Here is a 23676-nt window from a genome sequence, read left to right on the forward strand (position 1 = left end):
TTTTAATCATGCCATTCTTCGCGCCCTAAAATTTTTTTATTCTCGTAATGTATGATTTCTTCCTCTGTAATAGGAGTGGAGAGGGTAAGGCTTTTCAGATTGGGCTGTCCTGCATCTACCCAGGCGCTAAACCAATAGGAAGCCACATAAAAGATAGAAGAGCGGAAGCGACGTTCTACCATACCGTTCAGTGCAGCGTGATATTTTTCTGCATAATAATCCGAATAGGTATATACAAGCTGCTTGTTACGCTCGACATATGATTTAATGTCCGCCGCCTTCATGGTTTGGGAAAGTTCCTTTTCTATCATTAAGACGGAATCCACAAGGCTGTTGCTTTCCCGAACGATTCTCCATGCGGTTTCCAGTGGATTGTTTATGTATCGTGCAGGACCTATAAATAGATCGTACTGTTCCATAAACATCTCTGGAAGGCGTGTTTCCCATAGGGCATGTATTCCTACTTGATTGGTAAACTGCCCATTATAGTTACTTGTCGTATGTAAAGGTACGTGGGCATCGGCGATATAATGTCCTAAATCCGCACTATGACGTATTATCTTCGCTACATCATTATTCTTGAATGCTTCAACAAGACTATTGTAGGAACGATATATCTGCCAAGGGACAATGCCTTTGGCTATTAAAGCGCGTTCGGTGAACTTCTCTTGCGCCTGAGACCAATGAATAGGAATAGAGTCTATGTTCTCATAGGTATCCAAGTCGATGAAATGTCTTGGACTTTCAGCCGTATCAATGTAGCAGCGCTTGTCAGCATCTATGGCCTTGTTGGTAATCTGACTGATATAGGACTTATAAAAAATGGCCATTTCTGCAGGTAGGAGAAAGACTGCAGTTTCATTGATTTTCTTGTGAGGATTAAAGCCCCAGCTACAAAGGCTCATTAACGCTACAAACAACCCTAATCGGATGATGTTCATAACTAGTTAATTGGTTCTTTCAAATTAAGAAAAAGTCAACAAATTTTAATATTGTTTTGAATTAAAAATTTTATGTACTAAAATTATGTAATTTCGATACGGAGATTAGCGAAGCTGATGAAGATTCTATACGCAATTCAAGGAACCGGCAATGGGCATTTGTGTAGGGCTATGGACATAATTCCATGCCTTCAGGCCTTCGGAGAGGTAGATGTGTTGATAAGCGGAATACAGGCGGATATTATCTTACCTTTCGATATCAAATACCGGTTGCACGGCTTAAGCTTCATCTTTGGTAAGTCTGGAGGTGTGGACATCTGGAAAACCTTTATGAGCTCCACCGTACGTCAGGTCATCCGCGAAATAAACTCCGTTCCGGTAGAAAATTACGATTTGATTATTAATGATTTTGAACCTATAACAGCATGGGCTTGCCATACTAAAGACATTCCCTGTATAGGTTTGAGTCATCAGATAGGAGTGATGCACCCTAGTGCCCCTAAGCCGGAAGAGACGGATATGATGGGAAAATTTATCATGAAAAACTATGCACCTGTTTCGTATGCCTATGGCTTCCATTTCAAAGAATACCATTCTTCCATTTATACTCCTGTTATTAGAAAAGCAATCCGCGAGATAGAGCCTACCAATAATGGACATTATACGGTTTACCTTCCTTCTTATGACGATGCACATCTAATAAAGCATCTGACAAAGTTTGTCGATGTACAATGGGATGTCTTTTCCAAGCATAATTCCAAACCCTTTCGTTATAAAAATGTTAAAATACAGCCCATCAACAGTGACCTCTTTATCAAGAGTATGGCTTCTTCATCAGGGGTACTGTGTGGTGCAGGTTTCGAAACACCTGCCGAAGCTTTGTATCTAGGGAAAAAGATTCTTGCTATTCCTATGAAAAACCAGTATGAGCAACATTTGAATGCAGCAGCATTGATAGATCTCGGGGTGCCGGTGATAAAAAGTCTGAAGAAAAAGTATGAATACGATATAGAGTTATGGTTGAATAGCGATAAGGTGGTGCAGGTAAATTATCCTAACAACACCATGCAAATCATTGAGACCTTAGTCAACAGACATAAATAACATTTTTAATTATCAACTTATGCATTACAATAGATTGGGAAACTCCGAACTAAATATCTCGCAGATCGCGTTAGGATGCATGTCGTTGAAATCAGACTCTGCTGAATGTTCTTGTATCATTGAGGCAGCCTATGACTGTGGAATAAATTACTTTGACACGGCAGATCTATATGATTTTGGGGAAAACGAGGTCTTATTGGGTAAAGCCTTGAAGAAGTTTCGTGACAAGGTATATATAGCTACAAAAGTCGGTAACAGATGGAAAGAAGATAGGTCAGGATGGACCTGGGATGTGTCTGCGAAATATATTTTTGATGCTGTGGACACATCTTTAAAACGACTGCAAACGGACTATATTGACGTCTATCAAATACATGGTGGTACGAAGGAAGATAATTTTGAAGAAGTGTTGGAAACGTTAGAAACATTAAAAGCACAAGGAAAAATCCGCTATTATGGCATTTCTTCTATCCGTCCTAATGTTTTTCTTCGCTTTACCGAACAATCCAATATTATATCAAATATGATGCAGTACAGTATGTTGGATACTCGCCCTGAAAAATATTTCGATAGATTTAAAGACAAGATTTCGGTTTTAGCAAGAGGGGCTTATGCTCAGGGTGTTTTGTTAGGAAAAGCTAAAGACTCCTACCTTTCCCATTCTTCCACCAATATGCAATCCATTCTTACTTATTTAGAGGAGTTAGCTAGTCAATATCAACTGCATAAGGAAACTATAGCTTTGGCTTATGTTCTTCGAAAAAAGGTTGTAGCCTCAAGTATAATAGGAATTAGAACTATGGAGCAATTTCTTGCTTTGAAGCAAAGCATCATAGAACTGGATAAGCTAAATATCGTCTTCGATGAAAGTCGTATTCCTAAGATAGATTATACGGACCATTTGACATAGAGCAATATGTAGCTGCCCTTTTCTATTTAGAGAAGGCATAGCTTCGAAAAAGGAAAATCAGTTTTAGTGGTTGTCAACCTTATTGGGATTGGGAGGAAGAGGGCTTTTGTCTTTTGCAGGCCTTTTGCCTGTATCACTTTCCACTTTCGTGTTGGGCTGTCTGTTTTTTTTAAATTCATTTTTTCCGCTCTTCTTTTTGGGTATTTCTTTTCGTGTGTCTTTCATGGCTGTAATTTTTTAACAGAACAACTGAATGACGAAAGGGTTCAAAAAAAATCCTCCTACACTTTATGGTACAGGAGGATTCCAAATATTACGATTTGTCCAACTTATTTCTTATTGGCTTCACACCATTTCCTAGCATTGATAAAAGCTTCTAACCATGGTGTTACTTCGTCTTTTCTTCCAGCAGGGTAATAAGCCCAATTCCATTGGAATATAGAACGTTCGATATGTGGCATAGTTACCAGATGACGTCCTGTTGCGTCGCACATCATCGCTGTATTGAAGTCCGAACCGTTTGGATTATGAGGATATTGCTCATAAGCGTACTTAGCTACGATATTGTATCGGTCTTCACTGTATGGAAGCTTGAATTTACCTTCCCCATGCGATATCCAGACTCCTAAGGTAGATCCCGCCAATGAGCTTAACATCACAGAGTTATTTTCTTGGATTTTCACCGACACGAAATTGGATTCGTGCTTACCAGAGGTGTTGTGATGCATTTTGCCATGTACTTCGTGATCCGGATTGATTAATTCCAGTTCCATGAAAAGCTGACATCCGTTACATATACCTATAGAAAGGGTATCCGGACGGGCAAAGAAATTCTCTAATGCTTTTTTAGCTTTTTCGTTGTATAGGAAAGCGCCGGCCCAACCTTTTGCAGAGCCCAATACGTCTGAGTTGGAGAAGCCTCCCACAGCTCCGATAAACTGAATATCTTCCAATGTTTCACGACCGGAAATCAGGTCGGTCATATGTACATCCTTAACGTCAAATCCTGCCAGATACATGGCGTTGGCCATCTCACGTTCGGAGTTTGAACCCTTCTCACGGATAATAGCGGCCTTAGGTCTTACATGAGGACGTGCCGGTTTTTTACCGTCAAATTGAGAAGGGAAGGAGAAGGATAGAGGTTGGTTTTTGTAGTTTTTGTAACGCTCCTCGGCCATTCCATTTTTCGACTGTTTCTGGTCCAAAAGATACGATGTCTTATACCAGATGTCTCGTGTTTGCACCACATCGAAAGAGAAGGTGTCAGCATGGTTTTTGAAAGAAACAGTAGTGCCTTCTACGGCAGTACCTATCTTCACCGCTACTACACAGGACTGTGCTAATGCTGCTTCAAAAGCGTTATCGTCTTTCGCTTGCAGGACTACGGCAATGTTTTCGTTGAATAAAGCTTTTACGGTATCATGCTCCCCAAGACCTGACAAGTCGTAATTAGCAGCCAGATTTACGTCGGCGAAGGTCATTTCCAATAGGGTGGTGATAAGACCGCCAGAACCCACATCATGTCCTGCCACAACCTGATCATTCAGAATCAGTTCCTGAATGACGTTGAAAGCCTTTTTGAAATATGCAGCATCTTTGATGGTTGGTACTTCTTTACCTATTCTATTCAGGATTTGACCGAAAGAAGAACCTCCCAGTTTAAAGTTGTCTTTTGATAAGTTGATATAGTAAATCGATCCGGCATTTTTAGACAGTACCGGTTCTACCACTTTGTTAATGTCTATACAGTTTGCTGCTGCTGAGATGATTAATGTTCCTGGAGCAATTACGTCCTGACCGTTAGGATATTTCTGCTTCATGGAGAGGGAGTCCTTCCCTGTAGGGATATTGATTCCCAACTCAATAGCGAAATCAGAACAAGCTTTCACGGCTTTGTAAAGGCGTGCATCTTCTCCTTCGTTGTTACAAGGCCACATCCAGTTTGCTGATAGAGACACTCCTGACAGTCCGTTTTTCACCGGAGCAAAGACGATATTAGATAGGGCTTCAGCAATAGCAGTTCTGCTTGCCGCCTCAGGATCTACTATGGCTGCTACAGGAGTATGCCCTACAGATGTCGCGATACCTTCTTTATTTTTGAAGTCTAAGGCCATCACGCCCACATTGTTAAGAGGCAGCTGTAAAGGTCCGGCACATTGTTGTTTAGCTACACGACCTCCCACACAGCGGTCCACCTTATTGGTCAACCAATCTTTACATGCTACGGCTTCCAGCTGTAGGACTTGTTCGAGGTAGGTAGGAATCTTGCTCACTTCGTATTCCACATCTGCATATTGACGGGCTACGGTTTTGTCTTTCATGTACGTCTTCGGTGAAGAACCGAAGAAGTCTGCCAAGTCATAATCCATAGGCTTTTCTCCCGTAGTCTTAGATACGAAAGTGAAGCGATGGTCGCCGGTGACGTCACCGACGGTGTACATAGGAGCTCGTTCACGGTCGGCCACCCGTTGTAAGGTTTCAATATCCTTTTCGGCAATTACCAATCCCATACGTTCTTGAGATTCGTTGCCGATGATTTCTTTTGCTGAAAGGGTAGGGTCTCCTACAGGTAGTTTATCCATATCGATGCAGCCACCTGTTTCTTCCACCAGCTCAGACAGACAGTTCAGGTGTCCACCGGCACCATGGTCGTGAATGGATACGATAGGGTTGTGATCCGATTCCACCAAAGCACGGATAGCATTGGCAGCACGTTTCTGCATTTCAGGGTTAGAGCGCTGTATAGCGTTCAACTCTATGCCGGAGCCGAAGGCTCCGGTGTCTGCTGAAGATACGGCAGCACCCCCCATGCCGATACGGTAGTTTTCCCCTCCCAAGATTACAATTTTGTCTCCCGGTTTAGGTGTTAATTTTTTTGCTTGATCTTTTTTGCCGTAGCCCACACCACCGGCAAGCATGATAACTTTATCATATCCCAACTTGCGTCCTAGCTCCTCATGCTCGAAGGTCAATACCGATCCGGCGATTAGAGGCTGGCCAAATTTGTTGCCGAAGTCTGAAGCGCCGTTTGACGCTTTGATAAGGATATCCATCGGTGTTTGATAAAGCCAAGGACGCTCTTCCATGCCCTTTTCCCATGGGCGGTCTTCCATAAGACGCGAATAGGCTGTCATATAGATTGCCGTACCTGCAAGAGGGATGGCGCCCTGACCACCAGCTAGACGGTCACGGATTTCACCACCCGAACCGGTAGCGGCACCGGAAAAGGGTTCCACCGTGGTCGGGAAGTTATGGGTCTCGGCCTTAAGCGACAAAACAGATTCGAAATCCTTCTCTGCGTAGAAGTCCGGTTTGTCTGCCGACTTAGGGGCAAACTGCGTTACAGTAGGACCTTGTATGAAGGCAACATTATCTTTATATGCAGAAACAATCTCATTAGGATTGGTTTCTGAGGTTTTCTTGATCAGCTTGAATAAAGAAGTAGGCTGCTCTTCACCATCGATGATGAAGGTACCGTTAAATATCTTGTGGCGGCAGTGTTCGGAGTTGGCTTGTGAAAACGCAAATACTTCAGAGTCGGTCAGTTTACGACCTAGCTTCTTAGATAGATTGTTCAGGTAATCTATTTCTTCAGCACTTAGTGCCAATCCTTCCGATTTATTATAAGCATCAATATCATCAATTTCCTTTATAGGTTCGGGAGTGATATTGATGGTATACATCTCTTGAGTCAGCGCAGCATATTTCTGCGAAATCATAGGGTCATAATCTTCGAAGTCTTCGGACACAGGATGAAATTCTTCGATACGAATCAACCCTTTAATCCCCATATTTTGTGTGATTTCCACGGCGTTGGTACTCCATGGAGTAATCATGGCAGCACGTGGTCCTACAAAATAACGGTTGATGGTTTGTTGTTCAAGTTTTTTGGCGTTTCCAAAGAGCCAATTTAGTTTACTAATGTCTTCTTGTGATAAAGAGTCAACACTTTGAACAGCGTAAACGATGTTCGATGGGTTCTCAAAGAAATGAATCATTATTTATGTTAGTTTTGAACGTTCTTCAATTTAAAGCACAAATTTAGGGAATATTTTTCACAATAATCTGATAGGAAAATAAGGATGTGAATAAATAAGAGTTTTCAACAAATTATATTTTCTGACATTAAAATCTTATGCAAAAAGGTAAAAATCCTATCTTTGTGTCTTAAAAAAAATATAAAATGAAAATTTCTTACAATTGGCTTAGGAATTATTTAAATATAGATAAAACCCCGGAAGAACTGTCTTTAATACTCACAGATATAGGTTTGGAGGTAGAAGCGGTAGAAAAAGTGGAGTCTATCCCTGGAGGATTGGAAGGATTAGTGGTAGGGGAAGTGTTGAGTGCAGAACAACATCCTAACGCTGATAAACTTAAAATTACCAAAGTGAATATCGGTGGTGAAGAGCCATTGAATATTGTCTGTGGAGCTCCTAACTGCCGTGCCGGATTAAAGGTTGTCGTAGCTCCTGTAGGTACAGTTTGTCATCCTACTGCGGGAGAACCTTTTAAAATCAACAAATCTAAAATCCGTGGAGAGGTGTCGGAAGGTATGCTCTGTGGTGAGGATGAAATTGGTCTAGGAACTTCTCATGCGGGTATAGTAGAACTTCCACAGGATGCGCAGATTGGCACTTTAGTACGTGACTACTATCAAATAAAGGATGACTATTGTTTTGAAATAGGATTGACACCTAACCGTGCCGATGCCGCATCACACTTGGGGGTAGCACGTGACCTTGCTGCTTATTTTCGCGGTACCTACCAGCTTCCTAATGTAGATGCTTTTGTAGCAGGAGATAGCGTACAAACGCAAGTGGTGGTGGAAGATGGCGAGTCATGTCCTCGCTATTCAGGTATTAATATTTCCGGTGTTAAAGTTGCCGAGTCTCCGGACTGGCTGAAAGAAAAGTTGGCAGCCATAGGTATCCGTTCGATCAACAATATTGTCGATATCACCAATTATGTGTTGCATGATTTAGGTCAACCTTTACATGCGTTTGATGCTGCTAAAATTTCTGGTAATAAGGTAGTTGTGCGTAAGGCTAAAGAAGGAGAGCTCTTCGTGACGCTAGATGGGGTAGAGCGTAAGCTTTCTGCCGAAGATTTAGTTATTGCTGACGCGGAGAAAGCTATGTGTATTGCTGGGGTGTTTGGCGGAGAATATTCTGGAGTTTCGGAAACTACTACCGATATTTTCTTAGAGTCGGCCTACTTTAATCCTGTCAGCGTTCGTAAGACTTCAAAACGTCATGGCCTGAAAACGGATTCTTCATTCCGCTTCGAAAGAGGGACAGATCCTAATATCACTGTTTATGCATTGAAGCGCGCTGCTTTATTGATTCAAGAGATTGCCGGAGGTAAGGTTACTTCAGCCATAACAGATATTTATCCAAAGCCTGTGGATGCCTTCAAATTCGATGTAAACTATCGCAACGTTCAACGTCTTATTGGAAAAGATATCCCGGCAGAGGAAATTAAAGAAATCATCCAAGCTTTGGGAATAAAGATTGCCAAAGAGACGGAAGAAGGACTTTCGGTAGAAGTACCTCCATACAAGGTAGATGTAACTCGCGAGGTAGACGTTATCGAAGAGGTTCTTCGTATCTATGGGTACAACAACATAGAATTGAAGTCTCAGATTTTGGCTTCGCTAAATACCCAAGAGAAGCCGGACAAAGAAGCCGTGCTGAACCAGATTGCGGACTTGCTGATCGCTAATGGTTACAGAGAGATTTTGTCCAATTCGTTGACAAAATTGGCATATGCCGATGATGAAGCTACTGCGGTGAAGCTTTTCAATCCGTTGAGCTCCGACTTGGATACGATGCGCCAAAACATCCTATTCTCGGCTCTTACGGCTATAGCATACAATCAAAAGCGCAAGCAGTCGGACTTGAAATTCTTTGAGTACGGTAAAACTTATCATCTGAAAGAAGAAGGATATGAAGAGAAGCAACATCTAGCCTTAGCTATCACCGGTAAGAAGACTACTGAAAAGTGGTACGAAAAGGTTAAGGAGGTGAACTTTTACAACCTTAAGGCGGCAGTGGATACTATCGTCAGACGCCTGAAGATAGAAAACTTACAAATCGTAGAGACTACCAGCAAAAATCTGGCATACGGGCTGGATTACATGAAGGGTCAGAAGGTGTTGGTGACGTTAGGCGCTGTTGCTGCAGAAGCCTTACACAAGGCAGACGTAGAAGGTCCTGTATATTTTGCAGATTTTGACTGGGATTTGGTGCTCAAGACTATCCGTAAAAACACTATCAAATACAAGGAAGTGTCTAAGTTCCCTGCTGTGCGTAGAGATTTGGCCTTATTGGTAGACGAACAGGTTACTTTCGAGCAATTGAAAAATATAGCTTTGAAGACCGATCGCAAGCTGTTGAAAGAGGTTAATATCTTTGACGTATATAAGGGAGACAAACTTCCGGAAGGTAAAAAGTCCTACGCGTTAAGTTTTGTCATTCAGGATGAGGAAAAAACGTTAAATGATAAACAAATTGATAGTATTATTCAAAAATTAATTATTAACTTTGAGAAGGAGATTAAAGCAGTAGTGCGCTAATCTCAAAGATTTAATTGCGATAAATAATATATGGCATCACTATCATCACAAATGAATGTTATCGTTGAGAAAACGAAAAATTTAATTCAGTTGTGTGAGGCACTTCAAGAAGAAAATGATTTGTTGAAACTGGAATTGCAGTCGGTGCAGGTAGCATTTGACACCAGCAAAGCGAAGATTCAACAGTTGGAAGAACAGATTAAGGCGATGGCTGTCGCCAAGTCGCTTGATGAGGCCAAAGATAAGGAAGCCATAAATGAAAAAATACTTGACACAAAACAAAAAATTAACGATTTTGTGCGAGAAATAGACAGATGTATAAACTTATTGAAGTAGTTTCGTTAAGTTAAAGTGAGGTAGGGCGAGTAAGTTTATAACGTTATTAAGCTCGATAAATCATGGGAGAAATTTCCATAAAGATAAATATCGCAGATAGGGTTTATCCGTTGAGGATAACAGCAGAGGAGGAAGAGGTGATTCGATATGCTGCGAAATTGGTTAATGAAAAGATAAAGGAATTGCAAGAGAACTATGCAGTTCGTGATAAGCAAGATTTGCTGTCCATGTGTGTATTACAATATGCCACAGGGATGATTAAGGCAGAGCGTGCTTTACAGCAACAGGACACAGGTCTTGAGCAGTCTATTCACGAATTGGATACGTTACTCACGGATTTCTTTTCAAAATAAATATCGTTCTTTTAGAGCTATATAACGACGAATTTGCCGCAATTAAATTCGGGTTGTCACTATTTTAAACTTAACGCTTCAATATACAGAGCGAAAACGAAGATATAGGCCATTTTGCGTAAGCCATCTGGTCACAATCTAAAGCTCAAACTTGTGTAATCGAAGTTTAATAATACATGCGACCTGTTAATTTAATTGCGGTTTTTTTTTTGCAAAAGCTATAATAATCATTATATATAAATTAAGAATATGGAGTTATCAATAACACTTTCAATTATAATTTCTCTTCTTGTCGGTATCCTGATAGGGCGATATTTGTTGCAGATGGTGTTCAAGAAGCAGGAAAGGGATGCCAACCAAAGAGCAGAAAGCATTATCAAAGAAGCCGAAAAGCAGGCCGAACATACAAAAAGACAACGTCAGTTAGAAGCTAAAGAGAAGTTCTTACAGCTTAAAGCCGAGCATGAGCGTGAAATCACTCAACGCAACAATGCGTTGGCACAGAAAGAAAACTCGTTGAAGCAAAAAGAGCAGTCGCTGAATCAAAAGCTTGAAAATCTAAATCGTGAGAAGCAAGAGTTGGATAAGAAAAGCGTGAAGCTGGATCAGCTTATCGAGCTTAACGAGAAAAAAAGTGAAGAGGTTGAACAACTGAAAAGACAACATATCAGTCAGTTGGAAACCATTGCAGGACTTACTGCCGAAGAGGCAAAAGAACAACTGGTAAACTCTTTACGTGAAGAAGCCCGCTCACAGGCTATCATCCAGATTAAGGATATCGTCGATGAGGCTAAGCTTACTGCTGCCAAAGAAGCGAAAAAGGTGGTAATACAAACTATTCAACGTACAGCCACCGAATCGGCGATAGAAAATACCGTTTCGATCTTCAATATTGAGAACGATGAGATCAAAGGTAGAATTATCGGTAGAGAGGGACGTAACATACGTGCTTTGGAAGCTGCTACCGGTGTGGAGATTATCGTGGATGATACCCCTGAAGCTATTATCCTTTCGGGCTTTGACCCTGTCCGTAGAGAGATCGCCCGTCTTTCGCTGCACCGTTTGGTGACTGATGGACGTATTCACCCAGCACGTATTGAAGAGGTGGTAGCCAAGACACGTGCACAGATCGAAGAAGAAATCGTCGAAATAGGTGAGCGTACCGTTATAGACTTAGGTATACACGGTCTTCACCCAGAGCTTATCCGTATGGTGGGCCGCATGCGCTATCGTTCTTCATACGGACAGAATTTATTACAGCACTCTCGCGAGGTGGCTAACTTTGCGGCGACGATGGCTGCCGAATTGGGATTGAATGTCAAGCATGCAAAACGTGCTGGACTGCTACATGATATAGGTAAAGTTCCTGATGACAATCCTGATCTGCCACACGCAATCTTGGGTATGCAGCTGGCTGAGAAATATAAAGAACATCCAGACGTATGTAACGCTATCGGTGCTCACCACGATGAGATAGAGATGACATCCTTGATTTCGCCTATCGTTCAAGCTTGTGACGCCATTTCTGGCGCTCGTCCAGGAGCTCGTCGTGAGGTAGTAGAAAGCTATATCAAGCGTCTGAAGGAGCTTGAAGAACTTGCGCTATCGTATCCTGGCGTTGAGAAAACTTTCGCGATACAAGCGGGACGTGAGCTTCGTGTGGTGGTAGAAAGTGAGAAAGTTTCGGATGCTCAGGCAGAAATCTTAGCTGCCGACATTTCAAACAGAATTCAAACTGAAATGACTTATCCGGGACAAATCAAAGTTACTGTAATTCGCGAGACGCGTTCGGTAGCTTACGCTAAATAAGAAGAGAAATTATAGCAAGCATAAAAGCCGACTTATAGTAAGTCGGCTTTTTTCATTTTTTTCTTGCAATAGTGTATAAAATACACTATCTTTGTGCCATCATAATTTAGGTTTATAATTGGTTAGTAAGAAAGGTTTTCATTCTCCCCGTTTGAAAACCTTTTTTCTTTTTATCGAGAGTGTAAGATATTTCTTCTAAAGTTTTCACGTCATCCTTATGTATTTCCGTTTTTACCACACGAGCTATTTCTTTGTCGTCCTTATAAAATACATAATCTCCGACTATATATTTACAACTAATTTCGGATAGCGCCCAGCTTTTTTTTGAAAATACGGAATTATAGAGGTTCAGCTGTCCTTTTTCTATGCTTAGTCTAGGTGTTGTTAAATGGTACAATGCCACCGCTATGGAATAATAGAAGATAAAGAGTATGGGCAGGCTGCGTAGCGTTATGACCTTGTGATTTTCTAAGAAAAGAGCTATAAGCAACAGCAACATAGCCGCAGCAATACTAATCTGCCCCCATAAAAGGGATTTATTTCTCCGGATAATCATAAGCTCATAATCAGCTTAATTAAAGATAATTATTTCTTATGGTATGTAGGAAAGTTTTATTGGCAATTTTTTAAATTTTCTATGACTTCATCATGCGTATATGCAGAATCGGCCTTACCAAAATGAGTGGTGACATAGGTGAGGATATAAGCTATGTCGACATCGGTAAGTTGTGCATTAGCCGGCATCTGCTGATTATATATTTCGCCGTTAACTTGGATTTCTCCGGAAAGGCCATGTTTGACGATACAAGCCAGCTGGCTTCTGTTTTTTTGAAGGAAATCGTGGTCCGTGAGAGGAGGATAGAGCTTACCTAATCCTTCACCTTTTGCTCCATGACAATTTTCGCAGTGCGTTTTGTACAGTTTTTGCCCATTTACGGCATATTGTGCTGTTTTGATATCCAAGTTAGAATGACATGCTGATAGTTGGCTTATAGCTACTATCAGCATGCCTATGGAAACAAGAGAGAAAAGATATCTCATGTTATTTCTTGTATTCGGATAATAAGATTTCGATATCACTAATAAGTTTGTCCACTTCTTCGGCATTGGTGCCATCGTATACACCACGGATATGCTTATCGTGATCTATAAGTACAAGGTAACCGGAATGGTCATATCCTCCTGGCGCGTTTTCATCTTCTTTGGTGAATACCAAGTATTTGTCCGAAATGCCATAGATATCGCTTTTGGAACCCGTTACAAACTGCCATTGATCGTTATCAACTCCCAGTTTGGTCGCATACTCTTTTAGCACATGCGGCTGGTCATGTTTGAAATCTATACTATGCGATAAGAATGATATTCCTTTGTTGCCTTTATATTTCTGGTAAGCTTTGAGAAGATTACGCTGCATAGTAGGGCAAATGCTTGGACAGTGTGTAAAGAAAAAATTGGCAACATAAATTTTGTTGTCAAAATCTTTGTGGGTGATGATCACACTATCCTGATTCAAGAATTGGAATTCCGGAATTTTAGGATATATAGTGTCTATCACTTTTTTACCATCCACAACTTTTTCTACGATATCTTTATCACCTATGATAGGTAACTTTTTGGTATTGGATTGGCAGGCGGATAGGGCTATTACACTACTTATGGCGAAGGTAAATAAGATATTTTTCAACATGTTCATAATTATAAATTACCCAATTTGTTGTTGCTCTCTAAGGAAACATCTTCAAATTGTTTTTTCATTGCTTTGATCTTTTCGACTTCGGCTTTTTGGTAAGCTACATCAGTGCTGTCCGGAGCGTAGTCACGCATCCAAGTCATCATGTTGTCTGTTGCTGCTTCCAGATTTTGCTTTAAGGCAGTAAGGTCTGCTTTGATAACATTGGTGTCAATATCTTTCTTTGCTTTTGCAAGGCTGTCTAAGTTACCGAGGATATTGTCAATTTTCAATACAGTTCTGTCGAAATGTGCTATCTGAGGCATGATCTCATCATGGATTTTGATAGCCTCTTCTGCTAGCTGTTGGGGTTGTACGACTTCTTTTGTTGACGACTGCTGGCAAGCAGCAAATAATGTCAGTCCAGCAAGCGCGCATAAATAAAATACCTTTTTCATATCATCTATATTTTAAGCGGTTTTATTTAGTTTTTCGTCTATGGATTTCAATGTACTAAAATCGAAATTCAAATCCCTGATATATACTTCATTTTCACATACAGCACATTTTGTACCGTTCTGGTCAAAGATTTCGGTGGAAAAAGTTTTTATTACTTTACCATACTTTTGTATGAGTTGAAAAGCTTCTTCCACTTCTTGCTGATTTAATTTTATGGTGAAGGAAAGATCTGTTCTTCCGGGTTTAAGATACTCAATTTTTGCGGATTTAAGCCATGCTACGGTTTTTTTCAGTCCTTTAGCTTTTAGGAGCTGGTCCAGCAGGACAGAATGCATAGGGTCCAAAGCGGAGAATATGGTTCCTCCGAAGAGTGTCTTGTTGGAGTTGATATTGAGAAAACTCTTAATAATTTTCACTTCAGCGCCACAAAAATCTTCATCGATTTTTTTTACCCAGATACGCTGAAAGAAAAAGGGTGGATACATCCTTAATCCCCATTTAAGAGCTGTTGGTGTCAGTTTCATCTTACAAAAGTAAGAAATAATTACCCTTCTGACGGTCAATTCATCGCAATATGTTGTTTTAAAAATAGAATTATTTTATTTTCATCGGACAAAAATCTATTTATGAAAGGAAGCAAAAAAAATGTTGTTCTTCTCGTCCTTGTAGCCTCATTAGGTTACTTTGTCGACATTTATGATCTGATTATTTTTTCTATTGTCCGTATTCCTTCATTTAAAGACATAGGCGTTGGCGAAGAGCTCATGCGTGTCAAAGGGGAATACGTGCTGAATATGCAGATGGGGGGACTGTTGTTGGGTGGTCTTATATGGGGTGTAATAGCGGACAAATTCGGACGTATTAAGGTGCTTTTCGGCTCTATATTGATGTATTCGCTGGCGAATATCAGCAACGGTTTCGTGCAGGATGTCAACACATATGCTATGATACGTTTTATTGCAGGGATAGGTCTTGCAGGAGAGTTGGGCGCCGGTATTACATTGGTGAGTGAGAGCATGCCTAAGGACAAGAGAGGTTATGGAACCATGTTTGTGGCTGCTGTAGGGGTGCTGGGAGCTATACTGGCGTATTATGTGTCGGAATGGTTTGACTGGAGGACAGCCTACTTTGTAGGAGGAGGAATGGGCTTATTGCTTCTTTTGATGCGTATGGGTACTTTCGAATCAGGCATGTTTGCTGAGTCGGCAAGTCAACAGCACATACAGAAGGGAAGTCTTAAACTTTTATTTGCTGATAGAAAGCGTGTCGTGCGTTATATCTACTGTCTTTGTATAGGTCTCCCGATTTGGTTTGTTGTAGGGGTCTTGGTAACCCAAAGCCCCGAAATAGGAAAAGCGCTACAGGCACCGCAGGTTCTAAGCGCTGGAAAAGGCGTTATGTTTACGTATTTAGGGATTTCTTTGGGGGATATCTTTGCGGGAATGCTAGCACAGTGGCTTAAGTCGCGAAGAAAGGTTGTCTTTATTTTTCAATTAATGATTATTGCTACCTCGGTGTGGTATTTAAATAGTTACGGCATTACGGAAACTAAGTTTTTATGGTTGGCCTTTCTGATGGGGTTTGGTGTAGGCTATTGGGCGACCTTTGTTACTATAGCAGCCGAACAGTTCGGCACCAACCTGCGTGCTACGGTGGCTACTACGGCTCCTAATTTTGTGCGAGGAGCATTGATACCTTCTACGATGCTATATGGTCTTTTAGTCAATCAGATGGGGATAATCATGGCTGCCATGGTCACTTTATTACTATTGAGCGCCATAGCAATCTTTGCATTGACGCAGTTGAAGGAAAGTTTTGATAGGGACCTTAATTATTTTGAAGAATAACTGTCTTTAACGGTCAGGACACTTTTTGCAGCGCTTTCCTTTTTTATATTTTTTGCAGCACTTTTTGAATACACAACAAGAAAAATCAGCAAAAGGATTCAAGCCTTTTGCTGATTCTATATCATTCATCTTTGTATCTTGCTCTAATTCCAACGGATATTTCATGACACAAAGACAGTTATTTAGAATGATTATAAATTATTTTGGAATAATTTTTCTTTGACTTCCTGCGAGATAAGTGCTGTAGCGTCGTGAATAAGTTTCGGATCATCCGTATTGTTGATGATGACTTTGTCGGTAGATGCCTTAAAAGGCAGTAAATAAGTGTTGTAAGCCGGAACTACATGTTCTTTCCACTTATACATCACGTCATCGTGATCGTATCCGCGTTCTAATAAATCTCTTTTCAATCTTCTTGCTAAGGCAACTTCTTCATCAGCATCGAGAAATATTCTGTAATCCAACAGTTCGTTGACCTCTTCGTAATAAAAGATAAAAAGTCCTTCTACGATAAGGATAGGAGCTGGTTTTATTTCCAGCATTTTAGGTTTGATGTTAGGGTTGTTGAAGGTATATTCTTCTTTAAATACGGTTTTGCCATCAAACAGATCTTTGATATCTCTGTAGAAGGCCTTACGGTCTATGGCCGTAGGCAAGTCAAAATTATATAGTCTGTTTTCTTCTTTTGTTTTCGTATTCGCAGGAATATAGTAATCGTCCTGCGATATGAGAGTGATTTCGTCGTGTTTAAAATGATTTAAAAAACTCCTTAGAAAGAATGTCTTTCCGGACCCACTGCTTCCTGCGATACCAATGACGTAAGGTTTGTTCATCTTTTGTTACTAATTTATATTCAAAGGAGCTCCGTAAGTGATTTCTATCTGAAATCTTTTGTCCAAGATGCCGATAGATGAGGCTACGGATTTGGAGATGATGACGATAGCTCCGTGTGTTTCGTGATTATCAGTAAATTTTCCTACCACCTTTGCAAAGGTAACACTTCTATTCATAGGATTGGTAATTTTCAATATAGTTCCTACAGGAGCTGTCTTATGAAGGGCTAAACTGGTGTGTTCGTCGTTCTCTAGGTCTTCCATCCATACGCCGATACCTTTTTCGCGTGTTTCACGGATGCCATATTTGTTGGTTCGTACTGCGAACTCCTCAGCTGTTTCGTTCTCCCCATGAGTGCTTTCAATGACCGGTGGGATAGGGATTACCGGTGCCGGCTTCGGTAAACTTTTATTCGGGATTTTCAAAATCTGTCCTTCTCGGACATTGTTGTTGGTCATATTATTGACTTTCTTGATATCCTCTACCGAGATGGAGAACCGTCTGGATATGGCGTATAATGTTTCGTTTTTTCCAACCTTATATTCGGTGATATCCTCGGGATTTAGGATTACTTGTTCATCCTTTTTCGAAGTAACGTTAGATCTGTTATCGGCAATTAAGGCATTACCTCTAGGGATGCGTACCGTATCGCCAACACGTAGATTTTTTTTATTGTTGGCTTCCATGATATCCTTGACCGCTACCCCGTATATGCGGCTTAGTTGATAATAAGTTTCTTTGGGTGCCAGTTTATGGATAACATAACGTTTGCCATTAACAGTTTCTGTTCCGATGGAATCCGGAGCGCTGGCTATGATAATATTATGGTCTAGTTCTGCCGCTTTTGCTGGCGACGTAGCACTTAATGTCAATCCGAAAAAAAATAAAAAAGAAAGCTTCTGATACGATTTAATAATACTTTTCTGCTCCATATCTTACAATTATACTAAATACGTGCTAATTTTCATTTTATCACCGGATAAAATGAAAATATAATCTTTGACTGTAAAGTAAGGTTGGGGGATTAATTTATCCAAATCATTTAACATTATTTTACTATCCAGCAATTCTGTTTTAGTGCTGATGCTTAGGTTAAGCGCGTATTTGGAGCTCTGAATGGTATGGTAAGACCAGAGAAATAGGTCTCGGTGTGGTTGCAACCATAGCTGATCGGTGAAATCTATAGTCTGCATGAATTTGGGCACTTGGCCTTGGTAAGGGACTGGATAGTTAATGTCGCGGACACAATAGGCGAGTGGAATATGTTGGACCATAAGATTCCCTGTAGGAATATGGATTAGATAGTCTATACCGCTGGGAATAAGCCGATGCCGTGCAACAATGTATTCGGTGTAAACCTCTTTGATGATATATTCCAAATGGGTACACAAGACCGTGCGACTGGGTATATGTATAATCTGTATGCCTGCCTGTATGGGACTATAATCGCCAAACCTTTTCAAAATAAGATAATCTCCTTGTACACCTTCCAAGGTCCACTCTTTGGCTTCTGCGGCCATATGGTCTATGTGTGTCAGTCCTTCAAAATCTATTACCGAAAAATAAGGAAGGGTGTCTGTCTGGTTACGACTTTCTACAGCTAATAAATTATTAACTGTATCGACCTCCATTTTCCAGATAGGGAATTGAAAATTTCGTTCGAATACTTTATTTATCGTATATTTAGTCATAACCCAATGTACAAAGCGATGATATACAAATCTACGAAAACTATTTTGTTGTTGGCTTTGCTAATTTGGTCTTCCATAGCTGCCGCGCAGACCGTTTATTATACGGAGTTGAAGGAAGATGTGGGGCCTAGTTCTTGGCGCATAATAAAGAAGTCGTATGCCGAGGCTATGGAGCAGCAGGCGGACTTTTTTATGATAGAGATGAATACTTTCGGAGGGGCGGTGAATTTTGCGGATTCCATACGTACGTTATTGCTTAATGCTAAGCCGAAGACTATAGTTTATATCAACAATAATGCAGCTTCGGCAGGGACGTTGATAGCACTCGCCTCGGACTATATTTATATGCAGGCAGGTGCATCGATGGGAGCAGCCAGTGTGGTAAATCCTCAAGGGGAAGTTATGCCGGAAAAATATCAATCTTATATGCGAGGGTTGATGCGCTCTACGGCTGAAGCCAAAGGTAGGGATGCACGACTGGCCGAAGCTTTTGTAGATGGTAGTGTATCGTTGCCCGATTGGAAGGAGGAAGGTCAGGTGCTAACGCTGACGCCTTCGGAGGCATTGAAAGCCCAGCTTATCCGGGCTGAGGTGAGAAGCAGAGAAGATATATTCAGAGATTTGGATTTGAATGCTCCTAAGCTTACTTCCTACCATAAGACATGGATAGACCATGTAATCGCTTTTTTGGTAAATCCTTTAATCAGTGGTCTGCTGATTATGGGTATTATCGGCGGAATATATTTTGAACTTCAAACGCCGGGCATAGGTTTTGCTTTGGTGCTGGCTATAATCTGTGCGGCTCTTTTCTTCGCGCCTTTGTATTTACAGGGCTTGGCTGAGCATTGGGAGATAGCCCTCTTTGTATTGGGTGTTATTTTGCTCGTCTTGGAAGTTTTTGTCATACCCGGATTTGGGGTGGCTGGCATTTTGGGGATAATCTTTGTGATTTGCGGACTTTCTTTCTCGATGTTGGCAAATGATTATTTAGATTTTAAGATTTCAAAACCAGGATTGTTGATGAACTCATTTTTAATTGTAATAGGCTCAATGATACTTTCCGTAGTACTGATGGTCATCTTCGGAAAAAATATCATGCAGTCGTCGGCATTCAAAAGGTTCGTGCTGCAGGAAGAGCAAAAGTCTACCAGTGGATATACGGTGTCGACACCGAAAATTAATTTATTAAATAAGACGGGTGTGAGCCGAACAGTACTGAGGCCTAGCGGCAAAATAGAAATCGAGGGCGTCTGGTATGATGCTGTAGCTTTGGATGGATTTATAGAGGCTGGAGAGGAGATCTATGTGGAGAAACATGAAAACTATAATCTCTTCGTCCGTAAAACGACGGAAAGAAAAGCATAAACGTGTAAAGAACAAAGGTCGGCTCTGTGCCGACCTTTGTTCTTTATCCTTTACGAAGATATTTGGTGAGGATGACGATGGTTTGTCCATCGATTTTTCCTTCAATATAATCGGTGTTATTAGGGTCTAGACGAATGTTTTTGATTACGGTACCTAGCTTGGCATTCACCGAAGAACCTTTTACGTCCAACGTTTTGATCAATACTACCGTGTCGCCGTCGTAAAGTCTTGTTCCATTGGAGTCTTGGTGAAACTGTACGGTAGCGTCTTGCTCGTGATCACCTGTTTTCTTAGCCCATTCCAAAGTGTCATCGTCCAGATAGAGGATGTCCAAACTGTCTGCAGCCCAGCTTTCGTTTCTCAGACGGCTAAGCATACGCCAAGCTACAACCTGTACAGGAGCATATTCGGACCACATGGTCTCAGTTAACACTCTCCAATGTTCGGGGTCTATTTGTTCTCTTTTTTCTATCTGAGATTTACAAGTTTCACAAACATAAATGCTATTGTCTGCACTCGGAATATCTACAGGAGGAACTTCATACACACCTAAGTTAGCCGTAGCGTTGCATAATTCGCACTTATTTTGACTTCTCTCTTGCAGTTGTTTTTCTAAGCTCATTTATATATAGGTTGTTTACTTTTCGCAAAAGTAGCAAAATAAAAGTATATCCTTATTGATGAAGGATAATTTATTAAGATGTCGAAATGTACGCATAGTACTTTTGGAAGATGGTGAATCATCCAATTCTTTTGCATATTGATTATTTTCATAGTAACTATAAAAAGCGGTATTTACCGGTTTTTATATGTCTGATAGTTTGAAAATATCTTTCACGCGAATTCCCTTTTCGGTATGGTGGAGAGTACAACATTCGTTTATAGGGTCATGTTCGAAAAATAGGATATATTCTTTTTCTACGGCTTCCCGCCAATATTCTTGTCTTTCCTGCATGGTAACGAGAGGTCTTACGTCATAGCTCATCACGTAAGGAAGAGGTATATGTCCCACAGATGGAAGTAGGTCGGCCATATACAGTATGGTTTTGCCTTTATATTCTATTTGCGGAAGCATCATGGATTCGGTATGTCCATGGGCGTAGCGTACTACGATATCCGTATCGTCAAATTGGTTGCCTTGAACGAAGTTGAGTTGTCCCGACTCTTTTATAGGAAGGATATTTTCCTTGAGGAAGGATGCTTTTTCGCGTGGGTTAGGGTTGGTAGCCCATTCCCAGTGGCTTTCGTTGGACCAATATTTCGCGTTTTTAAATGCGGGGATAAGTTTATCGCCTTCCCGTTTAATTGCTCCTCCACAGTGGTCAAAATGTAAGTGGGTAAGAAATACATCCGTGATATCATCGCGATGGAAGCCGTATTTTGCTAAAGATTTGTCTAGGGTATCATCTCCGTGCGGATGATAGTGTCCAAAAAATTTGGCATCCTGTTTGTCTCCTAATGCAGTATCCACCAAAATAAGACGCTTACCGTCTTCGATAAGTAGGAGGCGGTTTGCCCAAGTACAAAGGTTGTTCTCATCGGCCGGATTTGTTCTTTGCCATAAAGACTTAGGTACCACACCAAACATGGCACCCCCATCCAGTTTAAAAAATCCTGTATCTATAGTATATAAGTTCATAATCCTTTTATTTTTACGTTAAAATGTAAGTTTGGTGCCAATTACGAAACTCCGAGGTGTCGCAGCATTAAAATAACGACCACCAAAAGCATTGATATCATTCCCGAGACTATATTTTTGATCCAGCAGGTTGTCAATCTGCAAATAAAGTTGGTGATTAGATTTAAGTTTTGAAAGTATAAAATTCCAATTTATTTGCAATTGTATTAGGTTGTAAGCTTTCGCAAAGACTGTATTTGCATCATCCAGTGGAATGTCGGATATATGAAAATGATTGATTTTCAAACTTGTATACTTTGGTAGTTGTAGCTCTAAAGTATTACTCATCGTCCATTTGGGTACGGAAGTAACTGCGTTTCCTTTATAATTATTGGAGCCGTTCACGTAATCGCCAAATTTATAATCGTTGTAGGTCACAGCCGTATGGTATTGAAGTGTTTTGAAGAAAGAGTTTTTTAAATTCCAAAAAGACCAAAAAGATAGCTCTAAGCCGCGCTGTTTCATATGTCCTGCATTGCCATAATAATCGGCACCATCGGCATTGATATGTCGTACTATACCATTATCCATTCGGTAACTATAGGCAGCAATATCCAAAATTTTGGAACCGTTGCGAGATTTTATCTTATAGCCGATTTCATAATTTATTCCTGTTTCGGCCTGCAGATCCTTGTTTACAAGGTTGTCAGAAGCTCTCAGCTCTGCAATAGTTGGCGTAGAATACCCTTTGGAAAGCGAAGCACGTAAAGCCGAAAAGTTATTTAGAAGGAAGGAAGAACCAAGGCGAGGCATTAGCTGGTCTTCAAAGTCGATATTGCCTTTGGTCATAACCGAAGCGGGAAAGAGAGTCTGATAATGTATCTTGTTTTTGTTCCATCCCAAAGAACCTTCTATCATCCATTTTGAGGTTAAGTTATACTGTATTCTGCTGAATATATTCATCTGAAAGACATCAAGTTTATCGCTCGCCTGCATATCTCCCGAAACCCCTTGGAGGTTATCATAGTTATCTATACTGTTCCAGCCTTTGTTGGCCTCCATGCCGAACTGTATTTCGTAGGGTTTGTCTTCCCGTTGAAAGGAAAGGTAAGTGCGGAGACCTAAATTTTTCTCTATTCTGTATTCATAATTGGTGATAAAAGGATTTTCAAAGTCGGTATACGAACCGTAGGTGGCAATAAAATGTTTCCACCCATTCGTAAGGTGAAAGGTATTACTTATCCCGCCATAAAGAGTTTTATTGTATATCCCTGCTTTCTGTTCTTGGGCTCCGGGGGTGCTTCCTGCTGCAGGTCGTGCGGCTTTGGGATTGTCGGCATACTGTGCTGCCGTAAGCCCTCCGGGAGTGAGGTATCCCAAGTCGGAAAAAAGGATATAAGCATTCAAATGATTGTCTTTATTATATTTCAGCTGGTGTGCTGTCTGGAAAGCCCAGCGCTTCACTGAAGAATTTTCTCTGTAGCCATCATAGTGTGTATATCCCTGTTGTAAAGTGAAATTATACTTAGGTGTTAGCCGTCTGGAGATACCTACATTTTCATGCAGAAAACCATACGATCCCAATGATATTCTGGCGTCTGTCGTATTATCGTCCTGTTTAGTGACAATCTGTATTACTCCTCCGGAGTTGGCAGCGAAAATGGAAGCATCTGGCCCTTTGATTACCTGTACTTCTTGCAAGAAGTAGGGATCCAGTACATTGAGATAAGTATTTCCTCCAGCATCCGTCAAGGGCATATCGTTGATATAAATTTTGACATTCCGTATACCGAAGGGCGAACGGATGGTGCTGCCCCGTAGGGCCAACCGATAAGAGCCTGGAGAGCGTTCTTCCATGCGTACTCCCGCTACAGTATTCATCGCGGCGGTCATAGAAATTTGTTGGTTTGCTTCTAAGGTCTTACGTCCTACAGTGTGCATACTGGCAGTGACAGCTATATCTGCCTGTTTGTTGAAATAGTGCTTTATTTCGACAGGTTGTAACTCAACTTTAATACTGTCTTGTATATGTTGCGAAGAGGCTATTATCGGATAAAATAAGGTTAGAAGAGAGCATGCCAGTTTCATAGATTCGATTCTTTTCATCTTCTCTAAAAATAGGACTTTTTAAGGGTTAATGTAATGCTTATTTCATTTTTTACT

Annotated in this window: 22 protein-coding genes; 8 read left to right on the forward strand and 14 right to left on the reverse strand. The window is 40.8% G+C overall.

The annotated features are described in order from the left end of the window. Window positions 1-2: 2 nt before the first annotated feature. Window positions 3-941: a zinc dependent phospholipase C family protein gene (locus tag ABD873_RS10235; RefSeq protein ID WP_345068027.1), complete on the reverse strand. Its 939-nt coding sequence runs from the start codon at window positions 939-941 to the stop codon at window positions 3-5. A 117-nt stretch (window positions 942-1058) separates the two neighbouring features. Here ABD873_RS10235 and ABD873_RS10240 point away from each other — a divergent pair, with 117 nt between their 5' ends. Continuing rightward, complete coding sequence (locus tag ABD873_RS10240; protein WP_345068029.1) at window positions 1059-2045, forward strand: glycosyltransferase family protein; 987 nt, start codon at window positions 1059-1061, stop codon at window positions 2043-2045. A gap of 19 nt (window positions 2046-2064) precedes the next feature. Next, the gene (locus tag ABD873_RS10245) at window positions 2065-2955 is read left to right on the forward strand and encodes an aldo/keto reductase (RefSeq protein WP_345068031.1); all 891 of its coding nucleotides are present in this window, start codon (window positions 2065-2067) and stop codon (window positions 2953-2955) included. A 63-nt stretch (window positions 2956-3018) separates the two neighbouring features. Here the strand turns inward: ABD873_RS10245 and ABD873_RS10250 are convergent, their stop codons facing one another. Both ABD873_RS10250 and purL read right to left on the reverse strand, forming a co-directional pair. After that, window positions 3019-3180: a hypothetical protein gene (locus ABD873_RS10250; protein ID WP_345068033.1), complete on the reverse strand. Its 162-nt coding sequence runs from the start codon at window positions 3178-3180 to the stop codon at window positions 3019-3021. A gap of 104 nt (window positions 3181-3284) precedes the next feature. Then, window positions 3285-6953, reverse strand: a complete 3669-nt coding sequence (gene purL / locus ABD873_RS10255) for a phosphoribosylformylglycinamidine synthase (protein WP_345068035.1) — start codon at window positions 6951-6953, stop codon at window positions 3285-3287. A 185-nt stretch (window positions 6954-7138) separates the two neighbouring features. On the opposite strand from purL, the gene pheT reads away from it, so the two are divergent. The 4 genes from pheT (at window position 7139) to rny (ending at window position 12030) form a co-directional block, all read left to right on the forward strand. Beyond that, entirely contained in the window at window positions 7139-9532 is a 2394-nt protein-coding gene (gene pheT / locus ABD873_RS10260) for a phenylalanine--tRNA ligase subunit beta (RefSeq protein WP_345068037.1), read from the forward strand. Between the two features lie 30 nt (window positions 9533-9562). Further along, window positions 9563-9868: a hypothetical protein gene (locus tag ABD873_RS10265; RefSeq protein ID WP_345068039.1), complete on the forward strand. Its 306-nt coding sequence runs from the start codon at window positions 9563-9565 to the stop codon at window positions 9866-9868. A gap of 62 nt (window positions 9869-9930) precedes the next feature. Next, on the forward strand, window positions 9931-10221 hold the full coding sequence (locus ABD873_RS10270) for a cell division protein ZapA (RefSeq protein ID WP_039053189.1): 291 nt from the start codon (window positions 9931-9933) through the stop codon (window positions 10219-10221). A 249-nt stretch (window positions 10222-10470) separates the two neighbouring features. After that, entirely contained in the window at window positions 10471-12030 is a 1560-nt protein-coding gene (rny, locus tag ABD873_RS10275; RefSeq protein WP_039053188.1) for a ribonuclease Y, read from the forward strand. 112 nt (window positions 12031-12142) lie between these two features. Here the strand turns inward: rny and ABD873_RS10280 are convergent, their stop codons facing one another. From ABD873_RS10280 to ABD873_RS10300, 5 genes are read right to left on the reverse strand one after another with little or no spacing between them, the layout of a single operon-like run. After that, window positions 12143-12586 carry a hypothetical protein gene (locus ABD873_RS10280; protein ID WP_345068043.1) on the reverse strand — a complete coding sequence of 148 codons (444 nt, stop codon included), beginning with the start codon at window positions 12584-12586 and terminating at the stop codon, window positions 12143-12145. A gap of 56 nt (window positions 12587-12642) precedes the next feature. After that, window positions 12643-13071, reverse strand: a complete 429-nt coding sequence (locus tag ABD873_RS10285; protein WP_345068045.1) for a c-type cytochrome — start codon at window positions 13069-13071, stop codon at window positions 12643-12645. Between the two features lies 1 nt (window position 13072). Next, window positions 13073-13723 carry an SCO family protein gene (locus ABD873_RS10290; protein ID WP_345068047.1) on the reverse strand — a complete coding sequence of 217 codons (651 nt, stop codon included), beginning with the start codon at window positions 13721-13723 and terminating at the stop codon, window positions 13073-13075. A 2-nt stretch (window positions 13724-13725) separates the two neighbouring features. Beyond that, window positions 13726-14157 carry a transposase gene (locus tag ABD873_RS10295; RefSeq protein WP_345068049.1) on the reverse strand — a complete coding sequence of 144 codons (432 nt, stop codon included), beginning with the start codon at window positions 14155-14157 and terminating at the stop codon, window positions 13726-13728. Window positions 14158-14169: 12 nt separating this feature from the next. Continuing rightward, window positions 14170-14682: a YiiD C-terminal domain-containing protein gene (locus tag ABD873_RS10300; protein WP_345068051.1), complete on the reverse strand. Its 513-nt coding sequence runs from the start codon at window positions 14680-14682 to the stop codon at window positions 14170-14172. A 102-nt stretch (window positions 14683-14784) separates the two neighbouring features. Between ABD873_RS10300 and ABD873_RS10305 the strand changes: the two genes are divergently transcribed. Further along, window positions 14785-16005 carry an MFS transporter gene (locus ABD873_RS10305; RefSeq protein WP_345068053.1) on the forward strand — a complete coding sequence of 407 codons (1221 nt, stop codon included), beginning with the start codon at window positions 14785-14787 and terminating at the stop codon, window positions 16003-16005. A gap of 191 nt (window positions 16006-16196) precedes the next feature. Here ABD873_RS10305 and ABD873_RS10310 read toward each other — a convergent pair whose 3' ends face one another. The 3 genes from ABD873_RS10310 to ABD873_RS10320 are packed head-to-tail and all read right to left on the reverse strand — an operon-like array spanning window position 16197 to window position 18530. Continuing rightward, complete coding sequence (locus ABD873_RS10310; RefSeq protein ID WP_345068055.1) at window positions 16197-16838, reverse strand: uridine kinase family protein; 642 nt, start codon at window positions 16836-16838, stop codon at window positions 16197-16199. A gap of 9 nt (window positions 16839-16847) precedes the next feature. Further along, on the reverse strand, window positions 16848-17771 hold the full coding sequence (locus ABD873_RS10315; RefSeq protein ID WP_345068057.1) for a DPBB and LysM peptidoglycan-binding domain-containing protein: 924 nt from the start codon (window positions 17769-17771) through the stop codon (window positions 16848-16850). 9 nt (window positions 17772-17780) lie between these two features. Next, on the reverse strand, window positions 17781-18530 hold the full coding sequence (locus ABD873_RS10320) for a hypothetical protein (RefSeq protein WP_345068059.1): 750 nt from the start codon (window positions 18528-18530) through the stop codon (window positions 17781-17783). Between the two features lie 18 nt (window positions 18531-18548). Between ABD873_RS10320 and ABD873_RS10325 the strand changes: the two genes are divergently transcribed. Then, window positions 18549-19895, forward strand: coding sequence for an NfeD family protein (locus ABD873_RS10325; RefSeq protein ID WP_345068061.1), 1347 nt, complete (start codon window positions 18549-18551; stop codon window positions 19893-19895). 43 nt (window positions 19896-19938) lie between these two features. Here the strand turns inward: ABD873_RS10325 and ABD873_RS10330 are convergent, their stop codons facing one another. The 3 genes from ABD873_RS10330 to ABD873_RS10340 form a co-directional block, all read right to left on the reverse strand. Continuing rightward, window positions 19939-20517 carry a PhnA domain-containing protein gene (locus ABD873_RS10330; RefSeq protein ID WP_345068063.1) on the reverse strand — a complete coding sequence of 193 codons (579 nt, stop codon included), beginning with the start codon at window positions 20515-20517 and terminating at the stop codon, window positions 19939-19941. Window positions 20518-20700: 183 nt separating this feature from the next. Further along, window positions 20701-21534 (reverse strand): MBL fold metallo-hydrolase, encoded by an 834-nt coding sequence (locus ABD873_RS10335; RefSeq protein ID WP_345068065.1) that lies wholly within the window; start codon window positions 21532-21534, stop codon window positions 20701-20703. An 18-nt stretch (window positions 21535-21552) separates the two neighbouring features. Next, window positions 21553-23619 (reverse strand): TonB-dependent receptor, encoded by a 2067-nt coding sequence (locus ABD873_RS10340; protein ID WP_345068067.1) that lies wholly within the window; start codon window positions 23617-23619, stop codon window positions 21553-21555. Window positions 23620-23676: the final 57 nt, after the last annotated feature.

This window comes from Sphingobacterium thermophilum, from assembly GCF_039541675.1.
Classification (GTDB): domain Bacteria; phylum Bacteroidota; class Bacteroidia; order Sphingobacteriales; family Sphingobacteriaceae; genus Sphingobacterium; species Sphingobacterium thermophilum.